The organism is Paralteromonas sediminis (assembly GCF_003820355.1).
GTDB classification, from domain to species: Bacteria; Pseudomonadota; Gammaproteobacteria; order Enterobacterales; family Alteromonadaceae; genus Alteromonas_F; species Alteromonas_F sediminis.
In genome coordinates, this window is sequence record NZ_RPOK01000001.1 from 476,291 (window position 1) to 496,593 (window position 20,303).

The 20,303-nt window shown below is 46.2% G+C and carries 19 protein-coding genes; 15 read left to right on the top strand and 4 right to left on the bottom strand.

The window, feature by feature from the left end:
• Nucleotides 1-2,265: an acyl-CoA dehydrogenase gene (locus DRW07_RS02190; RefSeq protein ID WP_124026241.1), complete on the bottom strand. Its 2,265-nt coding sequence runs from the start codon at nucleotides 2,263-2,265 to the stop codon at nucleotides 1-3.
• Nucleotides 2,266-2,500: 235 nt separating this feature from the next.
• Between DRW07_RS02190 and DRW07_RS02195 the strand changes: the two genes are divergently transcribed.
• The 5 genes from DRW07_RS02195 (at nucleotide 2,501) to DRW07_RS02215 (ending at nucleotide 7,727) form a co-directional block, all read left to right on the top strand.
• Nucleotides 2,501-4,783 carry an efflux RND transporter permease subunit gene (locus tag DRW07_RS02195; RefSeq protein ID WP_124026242.1) on the top strand — a complete coding sequence of 761 codons (2,283 nt, stop codon included), beginning with the start codon at nucleotides 2,501-2,503 and terminating at the stop codon, nucleotides 4,781-4,783.
• The gene (locus DRW07_RS02200) at nucleotides 4,773-5,570 is read left to right on the top strand and encodes an outer membrane lipoprotein-sorting protein (RefSeq protein WP_124026243.1); all 798 of its coding nucleotides are present in this window, start codon (nucleotides 4,773-4,775) and stop codon (nucleotides 5,568-5,570) included. The genes DRW07_RS02195 and DRW07_RS02200 overlap by 11 nt, the downstream gene beginning before the upstream one ends.
• Nucleotides 5,539-6,813, top strand: a complete 1,275-nt coding sequence (locus tag DRW07_RS02205; protein WP_240630481.1) for a hypothetical protein — start codon at nucleotides 5,539-5,541, stop codon at nucleotides 6,811-6,813. Before DRW07_RS02200 ends, DRW07_RS02205 begins: the two co-directional genes overlap by 32 nt.
• Before the next feature lie 10 nt (nucleotides 6,814-6,823).
• Nucleotides 6,824-7,405, top strand: coding sequence for an outer membrane beta-barrel protein (locus tag DRW07_RS02210; RefSeq protein WP_124026244.1), 582 nt, complete (start codon nucleotides 6,824-6,826; stop codon nucleotides 7,403-7,405).
• Between the two features lie 61 nt (nucleotides 7,406-7,466).
• Nucleotides 7,467-7,727: a DUF3081 family protein gene (locus tag DRW07_RS02215; RefSeq protein WP_124026245.1), complete on the top strand. Its 261-nt coding sequence runs from the start codon at nucleotides 7,467-7,469 to the stop codon at nucleotides 7,725-7,727.
• Here the strand turns inward: DRW07_RS02215 and DRW07_RS02220 are convergent.
• Nucleotides 7,699-10,410, bottom strand: a complete 2,712-nt coding sequence (locus tag DRW07_RS02220) for a choice-of-anchor B family protein (RefSeq protein ID WP_165870366.1) — start codon at nucleotides 10,408-10,410, stop codon at nucleotides 7,699-7,701. The two genes, DRW07_RS02215 and DRW07_RS02220, sit on opposite strands and share 29 nt — an antisense overlap.
• Before the next feature lie 62 nt (nucleotides 10,411-10,472).
• Between DRW07_RS02220 and DRW07_RS02225 the strand changes: the two genes are divergently transcribed.
• The 10 genes from DRW07_RS02225 (at nucleotide 10,473) to DRW07_RS02270 (ending at nucleotide 18,522) form a co-directional block, all read left to right on the top strand.
• Entirely contained in the window at nucleotides 10,473-11,252 is a 780-nt protein-coding gene (locus DRW07_RS02225) for an MbnP family copper-binding protein (RefSeq protein WP_124026247.1), read from the top strand.
• Nucleotides 11,237-12,325 carry an MbnH family di-heme enzyme gene (locus DRW07_RS02230; protein WP_124026248.1) on the top strand — a complete coding sequence of 363 codons (1,089 nt, stop codon included), beginning with the start codon at nucleotides 11,237-11,239 and terminating at the stop codon, nucleotides 12,323-12,325. The genes DRW07_RS02225 and DRW07_RS02230 overlap by 16 nt, the downstream gene beginning before the upstream one ends.
• Nucleotides 12,326-12,395: 70 nt before the next feature.
• Nucleotides 12,396-12,725: a hypothetical protein gene (locus tag DRW07_RS02235; protein ID WP_124026249.1), complete on the top strand. Its 330-nt coding sequence runs from the start codon at nucleotides 12,396-12,398 to the stop codon at nucleotides 12,723-12,725.
• An 84-nt stretch (nucleotides 12,726-12,809) separates the two neighbouring features.
• Nucleotides 12,810-13,187 carry a CidA/LrgA family protein gene (locus tag DRW07_RS02240; RefSeq protein ID WP_124026250.1) on the top strand — a complete coding sequence of 126 codons (378 nt, stop codon included), beginning with the start codon at nucleotides 12,810-12,812 and terminating at the stop codon, nucleotides 13,185-13,187.
• Complete coding sequence (locus DRW07_RS02245; protein WP_124026251.1) at nucleotides 13,174-13,890, top strand: LrgB family protein; 717 nt, start codon at nucleotides 13,174-13,176, stop codon at nucleotides 13,888-13,890. Before DRW07_RS02240 ends, DRW07_RS02245 begins: the two co-directional genes overlap by 14 nt.
• 161 nt (nucleotides 13,891-14,051) lie before the next feature.
• On the top strand, nucleotides 14,052-15,047 hold the full coding sequence (locus DRW07_RS02250) for a response regulator (protein ID WP_124026252.1): 996 nt from the start codon (nucleotides 14,052-14,054) through the stop codon (nucleotides 15,045-15,047).
• Nucleotides 15,047-15,538 carry a PAS domain-containing protein gene (locus DRW07_RS02255; protein ID WP_124026253.1) on the top strand — a complete coding sequence of 164 codons (492 nt, stop codon included), beginning with the start codon at nucleotides 15,047-15,049 and terminating at the stop codon, nucleotides 15,536-15,538. Before DRW07_RS02250 ends, DRW07_RS02255 begins: the two co-directional genes overlap by 1 nt.
• A gap of 118 nt (nucleotides 15,539-15,656) precedes the next feature.
• Nucleotides 15,657-16,364 carry a DUF2884 family protein gene (locus DRW07_RS02260; RefSeq protein ID WP_165870367.1) on the top strand — a complete coding sequence of 236 codons (708 nt, stop codon included), beginning with the start codon at nucleotides 15,657-15,659 and terminating at the stop codon, nucleotides 16,362-16,364.
• Between the two features lie 194 nt (nucleotides 16,365-16,558).
• Nucleotides 16,559-17,110, top strand: a complete 552-nt coding sequence (locus DRW07_RS02265) for a hypothetical protein (protein WP_124026255.1) — start codon at nucleotides 16,559-16,561, stop codon at nucleotides 17,108-17,110.
• Nucleotides 17,107-18,522 (top strand): tetratricopeptide repeat protein, encoded by a 1,416-nt coding sequence (locus DRW07_RS02270; protein ID WP_124026256.1) that lies wholly within the window; start codon nucleotides 17,107-17,109, stop codon nucleotides 18,520-18,522. The genes DRW07_RS02265 and DRW07_RS02270 overlap by 4 nt, the downstream gene beginning before the upstream one ends.
• Nucleotides 18,523-18,569: 47 nt before the next feature.
• On the opposite strand, the gene hemW is transcribed toward DRW07_RS02270, so the two are convergent.
• Together hemW and rdgB are read right to left on the bottom strand one after the other, a co-directional pair.
• A complete protein-coding gene (gene hemW, locus DRW07_RS02275; RefSeq protein ID WP_124026257.1) occupies nucleotides 18,570-19,712 on the bottom strand; it encodes a radical SAM family heme chaperone HemW in 1,143 nt (380 codons plus the stop codon).
• On the bottom strand, nucleotides 19,705-20,298 hold the full coding sequence (gene rdgB / locus DRW07_RS02280; RefSeq protein ID WP_124026258.1) for an RdgB/HAM1 family non-canonical purine NTP pyrophosphatase: 594 nt from the start codon (nucleotides 20,296-20,298) through the stop codon (nucleotides 19,705-19,707). Before rdgB ends, hemW begins: the two co-directional genes overlap by 8 nt.
• Between the last annotated feature and the right edge of the window lie 5 nt (nucleotides 20,299-20,303).

Consider the following 20,303-nt stretch of genomic DNA (forward strand, 5'->3'; position numbering starts at 1 on the left):
TTATGCAGCGTTTCTTTCGTCTTTCTCTGCATTTATCTGCTTCGTAGGGTCGGTTTCCTCTGGGCTCAGCAAGTCCATATCAAAGGTAAACTCGTCTACACGAACCGCCAACTTACGTTTTTCGTTGTAATCGTTCAACTTGGCAGCTTCATCGGCAGTGACAAGGCCCTTCTCCTGCAATTTATTGATTGCATTTTCGAAAGACACAAATGGCACTACAGGTTCTTTGCGCAGCGCTTTCTGTACTTTACTCAGTAGAGGTAGCACAGCGTGTTTCGCTTTAAAGGCCTGTTCGTTAATGTCATTGCCATCGCCAGGTACCACTTTAACAAGGTGTGTTAGTTGGTCTTTCACACTGTTGTCTTGCATGGCAGCCAAAGATAGCTTGCGGACTAAGTCGTCACTGATGCCCGTAACACTGTTTGTATAAGTGTTGGTCAGTAAGCGCATTAATCCACGTGCTGGCGCATTGGGGAAATTGCTTACGAAATTAACGATAGCCTGTTCAGCTTGCTGCAACGACCATTGCATGGCGTATTCAAAATACGGTAACGCAAGTTTACGGTCTTCTATACGCTGCTCGTAGAAGCGAATAGCTGCCATGGCACCGTACAAGTAGCTCATCACGTCACCTAAACGCGCTGACAAAAGCTCTGCTTTTTTCAAATCTCCCGCTAGCACAGCCAACGACAAATCAGCGAGTGGAGCCAGTTTTGCTGCCAGAGCATTAACACGTTTTTCATACGGCTTCACTTCAGGCAAGGTTGTAGAGGCCTTGCGAATAGGCGTCAGGTAGCTGTTGAATAAACTGCGGAAGGCGTTTTTCACACTAAAGCTGACTGTTTTGCGCAATACGGCGTTAAATTGTGCATCAGCACTGCTGTCATCACTGTGAATGAGGTCAACCATCTCTTTTAGATACGGATGGCAACGCATGGTACCCTGACCGAATATCATCAGGTTACGCGTTAAGATGTTCGCGCCTTCTACGGTAATCGCAATTGGCATGGCCTGATAGCCACTGGCAAGGGTGTTTTGCGGACCACGTTGGATAGCTTTACCCGCTTGTAAATCCATCGCTGAGTTAAGCACATCACGGCCAAGTTCGGTCATGTGATATTTGGCAATTGCAGTAATTACAGAGGGCTTCAAGCCCATGCCCAAGCCTTCTGTTGTTAATACACGCATGGCTTCAAGCAGGAAGTTCTTACCCGCAATGTCCGCCAGCTTTTCCTGAATACCTTCAAAGCGACCGATTGGCAAACCAAATTGTTCGCGAATAAAGGCATATTCAGCTGCGCCTTTGAACGACGTTTGTGCGGTAGCTACACCCATTGCTGGTAGTGAAATACCACGACCTGCACCCAGGCAGCTAACAAGCATTTGCCATCCGCGACCAATGTTTTTCTGACCACCAATAATAAAATCTAACGGGATGAATACATCTTTACCACGTGTTGTGCCGTTGTAAAAACGCACGCCCATAGGATCGTGTCTGTTACCCAACTCTACACCTGGGTGGGTTTTTGGTAACAGGGCACAAGTAATACCAAGTTCTACTTTGTCACCCAATAAGCCGTCGGGATCAAACACTTTAAATGCAAGACCAAGTACGGTCGCGATAGGTGCAAGTGTAATATAACGCTTGTCCCAGCTCACGCTTAGGCCAAGTACTTCTTCACCATTGTAGGTACCTTTTGTGACAATTGCCGCATCAGGAATTGCACCGGCATCCGAACCTGCCTCAGGGCTGGTAAGGGCAAAGCAAGGAATATCGCGACCATCTGCAAGACGCGGTAACCAATAGTTTTGTTGATCAGCAGTACCATAGTGCATAAGTAACTCACCGGGCCCAAGGGAGTTAGGCACCATTACTGTTACTGCCACGGCACCACTTTTCGACGCCAGCATAGACACTATGGTTGAATTTGCATAAGGGCTAAATTCAAGACCACCAAATTTCTTGGGAATGATCATTGAGAAGAAACGGTTTTTGCCGAGGAAATCTAAGATGTCCTGAGGAATATGTTCACTGTTGCCCAGTTTGAAATCATCAATCATTTCAAGCAACGTCTGAACAGGGCCATCTATAAAGGCTTGTTCGTCAGCACTTAACTTCGCCGTTGGAACAGCGCGAAGTGCTTGCATGTCAGGTTTTCCCTGATAGATAGAGGATTCGATCCATACGTCACCTGCATCAAGCGCTTCCTGTTCAGTAACAGAAATCGGGGGTAGGACTTTTTTTAGGTTTGTACGTAAGCTCATAATACTTGTCCGCTCATCTGACCAGTTAGGGTGAAATGTATGATACATCTTTTTAACGGAAGTTCAACATACCTATGGTATTGTTTAAAAAACGTACAGATAGAGGTGTATACCTAGGCTGCCAGCGAACAGTTAACAATATGATATTTAATGTATTTGTTGTTAGCTGATAGGGACACGCCTATACTAGGTGAGACTTTTCATTTTCCATTATTTAGATGGCAGGGATAGCAGCATGCTACAACACCGCCCCTTACTGGTATTAGCTGGCTGGACGTTTTTTGCACTACTGCTCGGCATTGGCATGAGTATGTTGACTTTTCGCGGTGACTATCGCGTGTATTTTGAAGATGACAATCCGCAATTACTTGCTTTTCAAAATGTGCAGGAAGTCTTTAGTAAAAGCGAGAACGTGTCGTTTTTAGTGGTCCCCGACAGTGGAAACGTATTCAATGCAGACACCTTTAGTTTGTTGATTGCGTTAACCGAGGGCGCCTGGCAAACGCCAATGTCTAGCCGCGCTGAGTCTCTGGTCAACTTTCAGCATACTTACGCGTTTGATGACGATTTAATCGTGGAGGATCTTATTGAACCTTCACGTATGAGCCAGACCGATATTGAGCGGGTAAAGCAAGTCGCAATGAGCCTGCCAGAGATAAATAATCGACTTGTGGCCAGTCAGGGTGATGCCGCCGTGGTTGAAGTGACCGTCAATTTACCGGAAGGGGACCATACTCTGGCAGTGGCTGAAATAGCTGCCTACGCGCGTGAATTAAAAGCTGAAATGGAAGCGGCACATCCTGGTCACACTATCTATTTGTCAGGGGTGGTTATGATGAATCACGCCTTTGCCGAAGAGGCACAAAAAGACGCGTCTACGCTTGTGCCCCTTATGTTTGCCATTATCGCTATAGCTATTGTATTGATGACGCGCTCTGCGGTGGCATCACTGGCAACTATGATTGTGGTCGCGTTGTCAGTTGTAATTACCATGGGGGCAGCGGGGTATGCTGGGCTATTTTTAAGTACTGCCACGGTAAATGTCCCCACGCTTGTGACCACATTGGCAGTGGCTGATTGTATGCATCTAGTAGTGAGCATACGCCAGGGGATGAAACAGGGTATGTCATTGGATGAGGCTATTCAGTTTAGTCTGAACATCAATACTAAGCCTGTTCTTATTACCAGTATTACTACAGCAGTGGGGTTTTTAACGTTGAACTTCTCCGAAGTTCCCATACTCGCCGACCTGGGTAATTTAACCGCTTTAGGTGTCATGCTTGCTTGTGCATTGTCACTTACCTTAGTACCAGCCTTCTTTCGTTTATGTAAAGTGAATTTGGCTGGTCAGACAGAGCAGGGAAATGACTTTTTTGCCAAACTAGGGCAATGGGTCATTGTCCACTACAAAATGATTTTACCCGTCAGTGTGCTGGTGTTGCTGATTTCTGCCTACTTTGTGAATAAAAACGAGCTCAACGACATTGTGGTGAAGTATTTCGACCAAAGTAGCGAGCTGCGGCAGGCTGTTGATGCGCAGGAGAGACTGATTGGCGGCATGACCAACATCGATTTTGTGATAGATACACAATCTGTGTCGGGCATTAACTCGCCGGATGTGCTGCAGGATTTAGAGGCATTTACGCATTGGCTTCGCACCCAGCCTGAGGTAATCCATGTGTTTAGCATGGCAGATACCTATAAGCGGCTTAATAAAAATATGAATAACGATGATGATAGCTTTTACATCTTGCCGCAGACTCAGGAAGAAGCTGCCCAGTTTTTATTGCTGTATGAAATGTCACTCACCTATGGGCTGGACATTAACAATCAAATTGATATTGATAAAGCAGCAACGCGTGTTGTGGCAACCCTGCAAAACTTAGGCAGTAAAGAATTTACTGAGTTTGAGCAACGGGCCAAGCGGTGGTTTGAGTCCTTAGATACTCAGGCAACCTTGTCTGCTGCAAGCCCTCCACTGATGTTTGCGCACATTGGTGAAGTCAATATGCGAAGCATGGTAAATGGTGCACTGGTTGCACTGGTGTTGATCTCAGCTATGCTGGTATTTGCACTCAAGTCTTGGCGACTAGGCGTTATTAGCCTATTGCCCAACCTTATTCCCGCGGGGATTGGTTTTGGTATTTGGGGCGTTATTTCGGGAGAAATTAACCTGGCGTTGTCTGTTGTGCTAAGTATGACCTTAGGCATTATTGTTGATGACACGGTTCACTTTTTGTCGAAATACAATGTAGCGAGGGCGCAAAATAAATCTGTAGAAGCGTGTGTTCGTTATGCGTTTAGTACGGTAGGCATGGCCTTATTCACCACGACAGTCGTCTTGGCATCAGGCTTTGGTGTGCTGACCTTCTCATCGTTTGCGTTGAATGCTGATATGGGGCTGCTGACGGTGATTATTATTGTTGCAGCGTTAATTGTTGATTTACTTTTTTTACCCGCCTTCTTATTGTGGTTAGATAAAGCAAACAACCAAAAGGAAAAGTCATATGCAAATTAGAACAGTGTCGTTAATGTTAGTTTGCGTGAGTTTGCTGTGTGCAGGAAGTTATGCGCATGCCGATGAGGCCTCTAAACTAAAGGGCCTTGAGATAGCAACAGAAAGAAAATCCAGAGACATGGGCTGGGGCGATTCCAGCGCAGAGGCAACGATGATTTTGCGCAATGCCAGTGGCCAGGAGGCGTCCAGAGAACTTAGGATGCAATCATTTGAGATGCTTGAAGACGGTGACAAGGCACTCACGATTTTCGATTCTCCCAAAGATGTGGCTGGCACTGCGTTTTTAAGTTTTTCTCATGCTAGGGAGCCGGATGAGCAGTGGATTTATCTGCCCGCAATTAAACGGGTAAAGCGCATTGCGACTAAAAACAAGTCTGGGCCTTTTGTCGGAAGTGAGTTTGCCTTTGAAGACATGACGTCCTTTGAGGTTGAAAAGTACGATTATGACTTAATACGGGAAGACACCTTTGACGGTGAAGCCGTGTGGGTTATTGAACAAACCCCAAAAGACGACTTTTCAGGCTATTCAAAAACGCTGGTATGGGTCGATAAATCTGAATACAGAGCTCGTCAAATTGAGTATTTTGATAGAAAGGGGGCACCCTTAAAGATACTCGTGCTGGAAGATTTTCGCTTGTATAAAGACAAGTACTGGCGACCTCACAGCTCTGAAATGATCAATTTGCAAACGGGAAAGAGTACCCGGCTTATAACAAACAAACTTGAATTTGATACAGGTGTAAAGGAATCCGATTTTGACAAAAGCAAGCTTAGACGTGCGCGCTAATATAGCCCTTGCTATGGGGGCTATCGCTGGCGCATTTTCTTTATCAGCCTCGGCTGACGTGACTTTTTCTGGCGAATTTGGTGTGCAGCAACGCTACTATTTACAAGACGCTTTGTATCCTACGCAGCCAAGGGCGCAGGGCTCGCTGTTTCTGCAGCCTTCCTTATATACTGAATGGAACGAGGGCTATGACAGTCTGGTATTTACGCCATTCGTTCGTCTTGACCAGGAAGACAGTGAGCGCTCTCATGCTGATATTCGCGAGTTGCTGTGGCTCCATGCTGCTGACAACTGGGAACTGCGCGTCGGCATTGGTAAGGTGTTTTGGGGGCAAACCGAATCACTGCATCTGGTTGACATCATTAATCAGACTGATGCTGTGGAGTCGGTCGATGGAGAGGATAAACTGGGTCAACCCATGGTGAGTTACACCTGGTTGCACGAATATGGCAGTTTGAGTGCCTATGTTCTGCCTTACTTCAGAGAACGGACCTTTTCTGGCTTAGAAGGAAGACTACGGCCGCCGGTACCGGTTAACACCGACAAACCCCTGTTTGAATCTGACGATGAGGAGAGCAACGTTGACTTTGCACTTCGCTGGCAGCAGTCGATCAACAGTTGGGAAGTGGGGGTATCTTTCTTTCATGGGACCAATCGAGAGCCAGAGTTGATAGGGACGTTGAACGAAATGGGTGAGCAGGAGTTGCTTCCATTTTATCGTCAAATTAACCAGGTTGGCATCGATGTATTAAACGTATCGGGCGACTGGCTTTGGAAGTTTGAAGCAATTTACAGGGCGGCTGAAACAGACAACGCCATCAGTCCTGCCATGGGTGTACCCTTAACTCCAGAATCAGAGGCGATAGACTACTTTGCTGCTGTGGGTGGGTTCGAATATACCCTGGTTGGTTTTATGGAAACGACCTATGACCTGGGTATATTGATGGAATATCAATATGACGAAAGGGATAACAATTTCTTTGCCCCTGCTCAGAATGATCTTATGCTAGGAGTAAGGTGGGCTTTAAATGATCAGGATTCTACTGAGGTGCTAGTCGCACTCATACAGGATCTTGACGACACGAATTCGAGAGGAGGCTTTATTGAAGCCTCCAGCCGTATGACGCAAAATTGGCGTTGGACACTTGAGGGCTATTTCTTCGCGGCTGAAGATCCTTTGAAGCCCCTGTATTTTGTGCGTCAGGATGATCACATCCAGTTTGGCGTAGAGTATTTTTTCTAGGAGCTGAAGTATGACAAAGGCTATAAAGCTAGCTGCACTGGCGTTAACGATGAGCTGCGCTATGTCAGTGTCCGCCACAGAGCGTATGTATGGCGTTGTGGGGTTAGGGTATGCCGACAGTGAAATCGCTAATAGCAGTACAAGTGATTTAAGTTATCGCCTGGCATTGGGGCACCAGTTTGACCGTCAGTGGTACGTCGAGCTGGGTTATCAAAAACTGGTGGATGACAGCGGAGACGGCCCGGGAACCGGGTTAACCGCAGACGCACTGTCTATATCTGCGCTGGGCAAAGCGGCCAATCGTTCCGGTGAACTTTTTTACCGGATGGGGCTAGCAAATGTTGATCTTAAAGGTCAGGCATTGGTAAATAACGATGATCAGTGCGAGGTTGGCGGCGTTATTGGACAGACAGCCGATATGGTTGATGTCTGTGGATTTGATGAAGGCGTCTTCGCGGGTGTCGTCGGCCTGGGTTTTGATTATCATCTAGGTTTAAATACCATGCTGCGACTCGAAGGCGAATACATGTTTGGTGAGGACGATTTTAGTACGGGTGCGGTTTATGTAGGCATCCGCTATAACTTTAATTAGTCGATGTAATCGTTCTGCAGAGTGGCGTCGTATGTAATGTAAAAAACAAAGGGCTCTTCTTGTGCAGAACGAATTAGATACAAAGCAGTTACTTCGTGTATTTGAAAAAGTGCGTGTTCACGGCACTCGTGAAGGTGAACAGTTTCATTTAGAAGGTCTGATTGGCTATTCGGATTTTGACGGATATACCATTTATCTTGAAGACGCCAAGGTAAAAATGAGCTTTGGCTTTCACAATACCTACCACTTCGATTACGAGGCCGCCAAGGACCTCGAAGCGTTTGAGAAGAAGCTTAGTTATATCGATAAGCACTACGACTGAGTGCGAGTAGGCCTACATACAAAAGCATCAATAAATTTAACGGGCCACCACCTGACGATGAAGGCGCTTGTGGTGGTGGCGGCGCAGTAACTGGGGCTGCCACACTTACCGTTACTGTATCTGCTACCTGAACACCAAATTCATCCGTTGCAGTAAACGAAAACGTGAGAGAGGCTTGCTGATTCGGTGCGGTAAATTGTGTAGTGTCAGCACTTGGATCATTGAGCGTGACCGACGGCCCATCGGTTTGTGTCCAACTAACAGTTAGCGCGTTGCTTTCGGGATCAGACGCTGAGCCCCTCAATTCAACGGTGGCTCTCGCGTTTACTGACATATCATCACCCGCATTGACAGTGGGGGGTAAGTTACTCTCGTCATCAGCTACAGAGATGGCAATGGAAGACGCGCCGGCCATCAAAGTAAACACTTCTGTTTCCTCAGTGAGATTGTCATCGACAATGGTTACCTGAATACTTTGTGTTTGCGATTCACCATCACGCCACACTACTTCCTGCTCCGAAAGCGTAAGATCGCTACTTGCATCGTCTTGAACAAAGGATAGAGGAACCCGTAATTCACCCGTATCGCCGCCGCTTCTGACGAGTTCGATGGTGGCGGTTTGCTGATTTTCCAAAACACGTAGCGTAGCGTTGGCAAACACCGCCTGGCCTTGTGCACTGGTATCACCAGCAATCGATACCTGTATCATCCTTTCTTGTGGCGACAGAAAGCCCCCTTGTGGTGTATGTAACCTAATAAACAACAATTCTTCAGGCTCACTCACGTCATCGCTATTGATCGTCAACGAAAGCGTACGTTCTGTTTCATCGCCGGCTTCCCAGCGAAGTTCACCTTTAAGTTCTTCAGCATCGATGCGATCAGCGGAGCCATATACCATGGTGTAATTGACAGTCATCGCATCGGTACCTTGTTTAACCACGCTGATGGTCGAGGTCTCGCCTTCACGAACTTCAATGTGAGACTGTGCGAAGCCAACATTTGCCTGTTCGGCCAAGGTGTTGTCACGTAATATCAGCAGCCCGCTTTGAATATCACTGACCAGGACTAAGCCGCTAGGTAGAAAAGGATACACGCCCCAGGCACCATTAAATGCACTGCCGTTTGCCAAGGGGTATGAATCAAAGAAACCCGCTTCGGTAACATTTAAGGGGTCACTGATGTCGAGAATGGTAAGCCCACGCTCATAATTTGACATATAATAACGACTCCCGCGTACAAACCCATTGTGGTCAATGGCGCGTGTAGGCCCAGTCCAAGTAGAGACTAATTGGGGCGCGGTCAGCTCGCTCACATCAAAAATATTGATGGTGGTATTTAATCCCAACCGTGATTCATCAAGTTCATCATGCAAAAAGACATACCGGCGATCCTCACTCCACCATCCACTGTGGGCATATTCAGCATTTGGGTAGGGCGTCTGTGATAACTCTGCTGCCGAGGTCAAAGTGGTGTTATCCCATAGTCGCAATGCATTTTCATTGAAATCAATCAATACGATACATTGCCCGTTTTGTACATTTGGACAGTCGCGTTCGGCTCTTTCATCCTGCACCAGCATGGAACTGGCATCATGCGCATAGTCACTTCTGTTGAGGTTACTTGGCACATAACTGGGCTGCGGCGAGCTTGGGTCCAGCAAATTGTAACTGCGCAAAGCGCCGCCGAAATTGTTTGCACCCATTACGTGGATTTGAGGCGCGATGTCAGTATTCGCAATATTCAAGCTATAGTCTACGCCCGAGATGTACACATTGTGTGCTCTGGGATCTGTCATGTCGCGCGTAGCCACCGAAATACCATTTTCAAGGTTGTTTAAGTCGACGACTAACAATCCGTCTGAGGCTCCGTCAGCGGTGACATACGCCCAGGCTTGCCACCTAGCCAGGGCAGGACGATATTCTTGATAGACCTTGATGTCGCGCCAAGTGGTAACCTGACCGGCTAATGAACCGACAACGCGCGGTGCTTCGGGGTCACTGATGTCTACTACAGACACGCCGTTACTCAGACCGACTATGGCGTACTCTTTGCCAGTATTAAGGTCGATATGACCCCAAATGTCATTGGCTTCCGCTGCTCCTGCTCTAAGTTCGGCAGGGTATAAGTGGCCGACAAGAGAAATCCCCTCGCACTCCAGATCACCCAAACGTGGGTTAGAACATGTATTGGCCTTGCTAGTCTTGCCAAACGCCATGGTTGGCTTTTGTGCTGCTGTTAATTGCGGGATGCGCTGTCCCTTACCATCATGTAGCACAGTAAAGCCATTTTGATAAACATGGTCGTGATGCTGTTCGGGCAATCCCAACAGCAGCGTTTCATTCAGTGAGGGATGTTGTGTGGTGAAATGATCTTGTGTGGTGTAGCCCCCTCTGACAGGGACACGATTGTTGGCGATATAAGCAATATCGCTTTCTTGAAGCATATATTGACCCGACGCCACCAACACTACATCGCCTTTATTTGCTTGTGCAGCGGCATAGGCAATTGACCTACAGGGACGAAAGCGATTATCGCACAGACCGGTATCAACACCTTGTGAGGAGACAAAGCGTCCTTTGTCATGCTCGCTGTGTGCGAAGGCATAATTCATACAGAAGTGACCAAAAGCGGCAACTAACGTTGCCCAACCAAGTCCTTTTAATTTTGCAGTCGAGCCGTTCATATACATCCAGTTATGCGTTATCTTAACCAAATAATAACAATTTATCTGTGCGAGAACATATATTGATCAGGAATAAACGCACTTATCTGACGGTTTTTGTCATCATGGTCTTGTTTGGGTTGGTTGCATGCTCCCGTCAGCCAGCGGTACTGACCTTTGTATCAGATTTGCACACGCCGCAAATTTGTGGAGCCTTGCCGAAACAGCCAGACTATCAGGTACGTCAGTTCACCTTCTATATCAGTGGCCTGGAATTGTTGATTGATGAACAGTGGCAGCCTGTAGATTTTTTTCCCACAGAGTATCAGGCCGAGCATACCGCGATGATAGATCTGACACCACATTGTGACGATGCTTCTGTTCAAACACAGGTGCAAGTGCCTTTGGCCGTTGGGTATCACCATTTTTCGAGTGCAGAGGCTATCCGCTTTGCTATTGGCGTGCCTTTTACTCACAATCACAAAGACCCGCTTACGCAGCCTGCACCCTTGAACGAAAGCAGTATGTTCTGGTCATGGCAGCGAGGTTATAAATTTTTGCGTTGGGATTTGCAGCACAATGATACGGGACATGGATGGTCGTTTCATTTGGGCAGTGTCGGGTGTACCTCAGCGTCTGCGCTCAGAGCGCCTACACAACCTTGTTCAAGCCCCAATCAAGTCACTATCAGTATGAAAAAAGACAGTAACGATGGGTATATTTTTGTTGAAGCTCAGAAATTGCTTAACGATGTCAATCTAGATAACAGCACGGGCTGTATGTTTCACCTCCCCGAAGAAGCCGACTGTCAACCTTTGCTCAATCACATCCAACAGCCCTGGATAACATGGTTAAATCGATAAAATACTGTTTTTTGGGCGTCTTACTGGCGGCCATTGTTGCTTGCAGTGGTCAGGATACGACGCCTTACCAATGGAATTTGCCAGACAGTATTCCGCCACCGCCATTACCTGAGCAAGCAGTAATGACGCAGGCCAGTGTTGAGCTTGGGAGGCACTTGTTTTACGACACTGGGCTAAGTGGAAACGGAACTCTGGCTTGTGCCAGTTGCCATATGCAGGGATTAGCCTTTGCAGACAATAGAGCTAAATCAGTCGGCGCAGAAGGCGAAGTGCTCAAGCGCAACGCGCTGGCACTGGTTAATGTGGCCTACCACTCTACATTGACCTGGGCTCACAACGGTATCACCCAGCCAGAGCAACAAATTTTATTGCCGTTGTTCAATGAACACCCAGTCGAAATGGGGGTAACGGGCAATGAAGCAGTAATACTTGAGAGGTTGCGGTCAGCACAGTACCAAAGATTGTTTGAGCATGCGTTTGGTAACCCTGAGCCGACTTGGCAAAACATCGTTTTAGCCTTAAGTAGTTTTGTTCGAACACTGGTCTCGTTTCGCTCGCCCTTTGATGCTTATGCCTATGGGGGGGATGATGACGCTTTAAGTGAACAAGCGCTTGCTGGATTAAACTTGTTTTTTAGTGAACGGCTGGAATGTTTTCACTGTCATGGCGGTATTAACTTTACCCAGTCCAGCCGACACACGTCTCAGGCAGTGCTGATCAAACCTTTTCATCATACAGGGTTTTTCACCGGGCAAGGCGACACGGGATTGTATGATGTTACCCGCGATCCCAATGATTTGGGGCGCTTTCGCGCGCCTACACTTAGAAATATTGCGGTAACTGCACCTTACATGCACGATGGCAGCTTGCAAACACTTGAGCAAGTTATTGAATTTTATGAAAATGGCGGGCGAGGAGAAGGAAAATATGATCCTCGGAAAAGCCCCTTTATTACAGGCTTTGCGCTGAATGACGAAGAACGACAGGCCTTATTGGCGTTTTTACACAGCCTAACGGATGACCAGTTTCTTTCCAATCCCGCTCACAGTGCGCCTTTTGCCGTTCCTGAGTAGTGCATAGTGCCGCAATGTTTGCTATCTTTTGATTTTAAACGATTATGTGCCTCGCCTGGAGAATATTACAATGACAGAAAAGCCTTTTCTGGTTAGTGGCCGCAACACTATTATCCACAAAGTTAGAAAGTTAGATTTACTATTATTGAACGGCGATGACTATCCGCCAGTATTAGTCACCCACAAGGGGCTAAAAGAATATACGGGCAATGTCCCTGACAATAAGCGCGACGCTAAAATGATGGATATGGAAATGGTGGATATCACTTCAGGCGAAGTGTTTGGCGATGAAAAAACCTTGCTTTTTGTACAAACACTGAACGGCAAAGAATTCAAAATTGATTATTCTAAAGTGGGTACTTCGTTGTTCATCAAAGTGCATCAAGACAACGCTTTTTGATAGTAGCCATGCGAGTAAAGTTACAGCAAACCCCGCTAATCAGCGGGGTTTGTTGTTTTAACACAAGGGGATAACTACAAGGTAATGTGGATAGCAAAAGTGATCGCTTGCTGGTTTGTGCTTTGCGGCTATTTTCTAATTGGTAGTGCCGTGTCGCGATGGCTGGATTTACCCTTATCTGGCGCAATATGCGGCATGCTGTTGCTCTTATTTAGTCAGTTTTGCAGCCGTAAACTGGCAAACTGGATATTGCTCCCCGCTCAACCCGTATTACAAAACATGACCCTGTTTTTTATTCCAGCTGTGCTCGGTGTTGTGGCTTATACCGGCATGATCAACAAAGCTTGGCTTGCACTGGTTATGGCAATAGTGGTCAGTACCATTATTTGTTTAGGTTTATGTGGGCTTGCTACGCAGTATTTATTGGCATCACGCAAAGGGAGAAATAATGACGGAACTTGATTTGTTAAAGACGTCATTGGAGTCTGCTAGCACCTTGCCCGGTATTCTGGCCCTATTTATAACGGTATTGTTGTTTGTCCTTTTTCAGTTTGTGCACAAAAAGTGGCTACCTTATTCATTGACGCACCCCTTAGTGTTAACGGCTTTATCCTTGGGGGCTGGCATTGCGTTATTGCCATATTCTGTGGGTGATTATCAAACCTTAGCGGCACTGATCCACTGGAGTTTAGGCCCGGCTACAGTTGCCCTCGCTATCCCCTTGTATCAGCAGTGGCGGGCAATCCGGCAGCAGGGCCTGCCGATGCTTTTGGGCATTATTGTTGGAGGTGTGGTGGCCCCTGCACTAGCTTGGTGGTGTGCATGGCTTTTCAATGGACCTGTGGTGATCCAACTGACATTGTTAGCAAAATCAATCACAACACCCTTTGCCATGGAGGCGGCTACTGCCATTGGCGGCGATCCGGCACTGGCTGCCGTGTTTGTAATTATTACCGGTATTGTCGGGGCAATGGCCGCCAATACCGTATTTAATGTTTTCAATATTAACGACAAACGCGCACAGGGAATTGCACTTGGCACAGTAGCACACGCCGTTGGCACGGCGAAGGCCATTTCTGATCATCCTACAACAGGGGCTTGCGCATCAATGGCATTGTGTTTAAATGGGATTATGACAGTAATTGTACTGCCGCTTATGTTTTGAGCTAATGATTGGCGAATGGAAAGATAAAAAGGAAAACTTTACAACAATGACTATGCTTAAGTAGTTGATAAAAAAGATATCAAAACAATTGAGCATTACATAACCGTTGCCGATAACGTTTGGTGATATGTTAAACCTCTGATAGATGGGTTTGTGATTGAATGTTTTCTGTTTTAGTGTGTGACGACTCGTCAGTGGCGAGAAAGCAAGTTGCTAAATGCCTGCCGCAGGATTGGCATGTGTCGGTTCATTTTGCCAAGCACGGCAGGGAAGCGCTAAATCAGCTCGATCAAGGAAAGGGCGATCTGCTGTTGCTCGACCTGAATATGCCCATTCTCGATGGCTATGAGACCCTTCAGGCCATCAACGACCTCAATCTGAATACCAAAGTCATTGTGATATCGGGTGATATCCAACCGGAAGCCAATGAACGGGTTAGAAAACTCGGCGCTATTGATTTTATCAAAAAGCCTGTGAATGGCGAAATACTGCGTGAAACCTTGGTTAAGCACAATTTGATGGCCGGGGAAGAAAACCAAGAAATCGAACCCGAAAGTCTGGATCAGGACATTCGCGATTGCTATCAGGAAATTACCAATATCGCGATGGGCCGGGCAGGGGACCATTTAGCACGCATTATGGATGTATTTGTTAAGCTACCTATCCCCAATGTTAACTTAATTGAAGTGTCTGAGCTGCATATGATGCTGTCAGATATAGAAACACATGAAAGAGTCACCGCCGTTTGTCAGGGCTTCCTGGGTGCTGGTGTAAGTGGCGAAGCCTTATGTATATTGAGTGACAGCAGCTTTAGTGATGTCGCCCGTATTTTAAAAGTGACGGAAGAAGTTGACGACCAGATTCAGCTAGAAATGGTAATGGATGCGGCCAGTATTCTCATTGGAACCTGTCTGACTGCCTTAGGCGAACAAATGGATTTGCACTTTAGTCAGGGCCATCCGGTGGTACTAGGTCAGCACCAGAGTGTCAATGACCTCATTGCTTTGAATAAGGTGAAATGGCGACGCACCTTGGCAATAGAGATTAGCTATGGGCTTGAGGGATACAATGTACATTGCGACCTGATTCTTTTGTTTACTGAGGAGTCTATGACGACGATGAACAGCAAACTGGCGCACCTGCTGGAGGATGATTAATGAGCATAGAGTCGTTAGATGAGCTGTTAGAATTTCACTGGATGATGGATATGCTACAGACGGTTGATGTCGGCATAGTGGTATTTGACAGGGAGTTTAAAATTAAAGTGTGGAACGGCTTTATGGAGAGCCACAGTGGACTTTTGCCCAGTGATGTCAGATTGAAGTCTTTGTTCTCCTTGTATCCGGGAATAAAAAAAGACTGGTTTGCGCAGAAATGTCGGCCGGTATTCGAATTAAAAACCCGAACTTTTATTACTTGGGAACAACGTCCCTATTTGTTTAAATTTCCCAATTACCGGCCCATAACTGGCACTGAACCTTTTATGTACCAAAATATAACCTTGTCTCCTTTGGTGTCAGCCAACGGTAAAGTAGATAATATCAGCATGATGATTTACGACATGACTGATGTGGCTGGCAGTAAAAAGCAATTAGAGTCTCTACAGGTTTTGCGCTCTGAGGAAGAAGAGCGCATTAACAACGGATAATTTCTGTGTTTTGTCTCAGTGCAGTACCTAACCTGCGGCAATGGGCGCATTTTTTATACCATACATCTCTATTCTTCTGACATTATTCGCCATTCAGTTCAAACTATGCAGTATGAAAATGAAGTTGATGTTTTTTATTTTTTCTTCGCTAATGTTGCTGGGTACCTCAATGAAGGTGCAAGCGGGTTACTCTTGCTCCTTTGATTTGCGCTACGGTGTTGCAGTTAGTGACGACCATATCCGTGTTTTAAAACAGGACAGAACGGTTGTTCAAATTAACCGTGCCCGCTATTTATTTATTGAAGGCAAACTTAAACGCCTCGATCAGGAACAACAAGACTTACTGTATGCATATGCTCGTGGCTTTCACGATGTTGTGCCAGAAGTGACTTTGTTAGCAAAAGAGGGTGTGGGCTTGGTTACCGACAACATTACCCGTATTTATTCTGGTCTGGTTGGCGCTGAAGTCGAGAGTGCACAACGCTTGTTGTCACAAATGAAAAAGGTTAAAGAGAAGGTTAAACATAAGTTTGGCCGCTCGTATAACTATTACTACATTAATCCTAGCAAAGTAGAGAGCGAAGACGACATTACCACAAGTCTAGAAGCTCAGCTTGAAACCGGTTTTTCAAATGTGAGTGGTATAGTTACAGCCATTGGTACGTTTGACAGTAGCAGTGAAACAGAGCAAACCAGTGAACTGAGAAAACGTGCGCATATTACCTGCAAGAAGTTATATAAGCTCAACAAACTCGAAGACGCATTGCTGTCAAAAGTTAGAGGCCTAACACCCTACGATGTGATTATTGACCGCCGTTCTGAGTGAAATTTTTGACCAGTCAATGCTCCAGCATTTGCCATTCTTAATTAATTAAGTTTATCCACAAGAGATGTTCCCTGTGGCGGTTTATGCTACTGTTTAGGAATGTTTGTGGTAGCCTCGCTTTAAAAAGCTAGCAAGCTTAGCTTCACTACATAGCTTGAAATCAGGATTATCATAATAGTTTGAGGACGATTTAAATGGATTTAAAGCCCCTACTTTTAGTATTCGCAGTTTTTTGTATAAGCTCCACTTCATACGCTGAAATAGATTCACCCGATGCACTCTACCTTGTTTCAAGTAAAGGCATTTCAGAGGTCGTGGTCAAAGGAAACAAAGATGAACATGGAAACTATTATGTCAATATTTTTGTTGTCGAGAGTATCTATCCAAACTATTACAAAAAAGGAATGCTTTTAAGCAAAGGTTGGTGGTCAACACCAACTCAGCAGTTTTATACTGAAGATTATCAGATTCGACCGAAGTTACCGCACTGTAATGCATTCGGCGAATTCAGCTGGGGTTTTCCTTATGAGCCAGTGCAGCACTCCATTGCTGGGAAGCAATACTTTGTTTATCAATCCACTGGTAAGCACACCAAAAAACGGGCACCGCAAAAATATTGTATTGACGAGAGAATCAGTCGCAGTACTTGTCGAAGGGATAGGTGCAATAAATGGGAATCGCCAGAGCCAGGTAATTATTTAGTGACTTCATTAGAGCTGGCTAAGAAGTTGAGAGCACAGTTATGAGCACGAATATCACCAAATTACAGTGCATTATCGCCGCTGCCCTGTTGTTTACTTCTCAATGGTGTTTCGCCAATTTGGAAGATTGTAGTGATATTAAATTAGGGGGAGGCGATTCGTCTAAAGAGCTTGACCCCGTTGTTATTGAGAAGTTTAAAAACCAGCTTATTCGTTGCGCTGAATCCGGGCATGAGGTGTCAATGCTCTTCCTTATCGCTAGCTACACTGAGGGTCACCCGGAACTCAATATCGAAAAAGATCACAACAAGCTGCTGAAATTGTTAGAAACGGATGCACGGAGAGGAAACTCTGATGCTCAAGATATTCTGGTTCAGCTATATACAGATGATGAATTTCTCAAACTCACAAATGAATCCCAAGAAAGTGCCAGATATAAAGCTTACATGTGGTATTACGCATCGCTTGCGTCAAACCAAAACAGTGTACGTAAATTTAAAGCAATTACTTTGCTAGAGGAGCAAATGAGCCCGGAGCAGGTCAATCGCGCTATTGTCGAGGCGAGCGACATACATTTGGCGAATTTTCAACGCAATGGCGCTAAAGTGTATCACCAGCTTGGAAGAAAATATTTTGAAGGGAAGGTGGTTAAGAAGGATCTTGAAAAAGCGCATGACAACTTTCTTAAAGCTGCCAAGCATGGCTACTCCTATTCTCAGAATACACTTGGAAAACACTACACTCAAGGCACAGGCTACGTCGCAATAGATGTGTCGGAAGGGATGCGCTGGTATGAAAAATCTGCAGAGCAGGGCAATTCATATGCTATGTTCGAACTTGGTAAGTTGCATTTACATGGCTCACATGTTGATCAAAATATACCACGAGCGATTCAATATATTGCGACAGCTGCAGAAAAGGGTGTTGATGATGCAAAGGTGTTGCTTGGGGAGTTTTACGTCAACGGGACGCACGTAGAAAAAGATGTCAAACGGGCTTTTCAGTTATTTGAGTCTGCGGCCAAGGCGAGACATGCGCAGGCTCAGTATTATTTGGGGCATAGCTACAAACTAGGGATGGCTGTGCAAAAAGATATCCAAGAAGCTTATAAGTGGTATTTGAAATCAGCCAAGGCTGGCTATGCGGCTGCCCAGTACTCTATGGGCGTTGTTAAACAAAAAGGAAATACCGAAGCAAACATAGCGATTGCACGTGTTGAGGCGTTAGAATGGTACAGCAAAGCGGCCGAGCAGGGCCACGCCAGGGCTCGCTTCAATTTGGGGGTTATCTACGCTGAAGGTGGCGGTGGGGTTGAGAAAGACTTGTTCAAGGCCTATAAAGAAGTGCTGCTTTCGGGCGTGGAGCATACTTATAAAGAGCCCGTGCTGCAGTCCATTACGCAGCAAATGTCGCAAGCAGAATTAGAAAAAGTCGGCGTGTTGTTAGAGTCACTCTAGCTTAGAGAGATTGAACAGACCTATGTCTCATTGGCAGTGTGGTAGGCTTATACAAACTCCGCGAGCAAACTGTTCAGATAACGACGCCCTGTGGGGGTGACTTGCCATGCGTGTTCAGTGTCCTCCACCAATCCCTTTTGTACAGCGTTATTCATAATGTGTATTGTTGCTGAATCCATGGGTTGAAATGTCGCCTGCTCAAAGGCGTCTTTTAATATCGGTTCATGCAATCTAAACCGATTCATAAAAAATTCAAAGGGCCGCTCTTCGGCAGTAACCGGTGTTAGCTGGTCTAAATAGGGCCTGTCCAGAGTCATATAACCGCGTGGATGTTTTACTTTGACTGTGCGTAATATTTCTCCTGTGAGTGGGTTACTTATCTTGCCGTGGGCACCGCAGCCAATACCCAGGTAATCACCAAAGCGCCAATAATTGATATTGTGCTGGCACATTTCATTAGGTTTACTGTAAGCGGATATCTCATATTGCCGGTACCCCGCTTTTTCTAATAATGCATGACCATGGGTTTGAATGTCCCATAAAATATCGTCATCAGGAAGTTCAGGCGGGCGGCTATAAAACGGCGTGTTAGGCTCTATGGTCAGCTGATACCAGCTTAGATGCGGTGGATTGAGTGCTATTGCGCGTTTTAGATCGTTCATTGCCTGCTCTAGAGATTGCTCTGGCAAGCCGTGCATTAAATCCAGGTTGAAGGTGTTGACCCCGCTGGCTTGTGCCAATGCCAGTGCATTTTCAGCTTCCTGATCATTGTGAATTCGCCCTAACACTTTTAAATGCGAGGGTGAAAAACTTTGCACACCAACAGAGAAGCGGTTGACGCCAGCCGCAACGTAACCTGCAAAGCGATGGGCCTCGACAGTGCCGGGATTGGCTTCTAGCGTAATCTCTGCATCAGGGGCTAAATTTACGCGCTCACGGACGCCTTGTAACAGTCGTTCGATAGCTTGCTCACTAAACAAACTTGGTGTGCCACCCCCAATAAAGATGGTTTCGACAGGCCGCTCGCCTATTCGCTGGGCATCTAACGCTAAGTCGTCAAGAAGATGAGCCACATACGCTTTTTCAGGCAACGACGTTTGTTTTTGACCGTGAGAGTTAAAGTCACAATAGGGGCATTTTTGAACACACCAGGGAATGTGTATATACAGTGAGAGCGGAACGCTAACCAAGGAGTTGACTCATTTTTTCACGCAGTAGGGTGACAGCCTGACCTCTGTGACTGATAGTATTTTTGGTTTTTTTATCCAGTTGTGCAGCTGTGCAGGACTGTTCGGGTAACCAAAAAACAGGGTCGTAACCAAAGCCTCCCTCTCCGTGCGGTGTTAAGGCGATTTCACCATGCCACTGGCCTTGTGCAATAACAGGAATAGGATCATCAGCATGGCGCATGAACACTAATACACACTGAAAATGCGCCTTTCTGTCTGTCATGCCTTCCATCGCATCAAGTAGCTTATTCACGTTGTCTGTATCACTGGCATCAACGCCTGCGTAGCGCGATGAAAAGATACCGGGTGCCCCCTTGAGCGCATTGACCACCAGACCAGAATCATCGGCCAATGCCGGCAGACCCGTTTCCTTGGCTGCATGACGAGCTTTAATAATAGCGTTTTCAACGAAGGTCGTGCCTGTTTCAGGCACACTGCTCACACCACACGCTGTTTGCGCAATAACGTCTACCTGCCAGGCAGAGAAGATCTGAGAAAATTCGCGAATTTTACCCGCATTACCTGACGCTAAAACCAATTGTTTCATATTAC

Coding starts and splice junctions, on each gene's coding strand:
- DRW07_RS02265 (WP_124026255.1), top strand. CDS start 16,559: ATGGATTTAAAGCCCCTACTTTTAGTATTCGCAGTTTTTTGTATAAGC.
- DRW07_RS02210 (WP_124026244.1), top strand. CDS start 6,824: ATGACAAAGGCTATAAAGCTAGCTGCACTGGCGTTAACGATGAGCTGC.
- DRW07_RS02230 (WP_124026248.1), top strand. CDS start 11,237: ATGGTTAAATCGATAAAATACTGTTTTTTGGGCGTCTTACTGGCGGCC.
- DRW07_RS02270 (WP_124026256.1), top strand. CDS start 17,107: ATGAGCACGAATATCACCAAATTACAGTGCATTATCGCCGCTGCCCTG.
- DRW07_RS02190 (WP_124026241.1), bottom strand. CDS start 2,265: ATGAGCTTACGTACAAACCTAAAAAAAGTCCTACCCCCGATTTCTGTT.
- rdgB (WP_124026258.1), bottom strand. CDS start 20,298: ATGAAACAATTGGTTTTAGCGTCAGGTAATGCGGGTAAAATTCGCGAA.
- DRW07_RS02240 (WP_124026250.1), top strand. CDS start 12,810: ATGTGGATAGCAAAAGTGATCGCTTGCTGGTTTGTGCTTTGCGGCTAT.
- DRW07_RS02255 (WP_124026253.1), top strand. CDS start 15,047: ATGAGCATAGAGTCGTTAGATGAGCTGTTAGAATTTCACTGGATGATG.
- DRW07_RS02200 (WP_124026243.1), top strand. CDS start 4,773: ATGCAAATTAGAACAGTGTCGTTAATGTTAGTTTGCGTGAGTTTGCTG.
- DRW07_RS02250 (WP_124026252.1), top strand. CDS start 14,052: ATGTTTTCTGTTTTAGTGTGTGACGACTCGTCAGTGGCGAGAAAGCAA.
- DRW07_RS02220 (WP_165870366.1), bottom strand. CDS start 10,410: ATGAACGGCTCGACTGCAAAATTAAAAGGACTTGGTTGGGCAACGTTA.
- DRW07_RS02235 (WP_124026249.1), top strand. CDS start 12,396: ATGACAGAAAAGCCTTTTCTGGTTAGTGGCCGCAACACTATTATCCAC.
- DRW07_RS02260 (WP_165870367.1), top strand. CDS start 15,657: ATGAAGTTGATGTTTTTTATTTTTTCTTCGCTAATGTTGCTGGGTACC.
- DRW07_RS02245 (WP_124026251.1), top strand. CDS start 13,174: ATGACGGAACTTGATTTGTTAAAGACGTCATTGGAGTCTGCTAGCACC.
- DRW07_RS02195 (WP_124026242.1), top strand. CDS start 2,501: ATGCTACAACACCGCCCCTTACTGGTATTAGCTGGCTGGACGTTTTTT.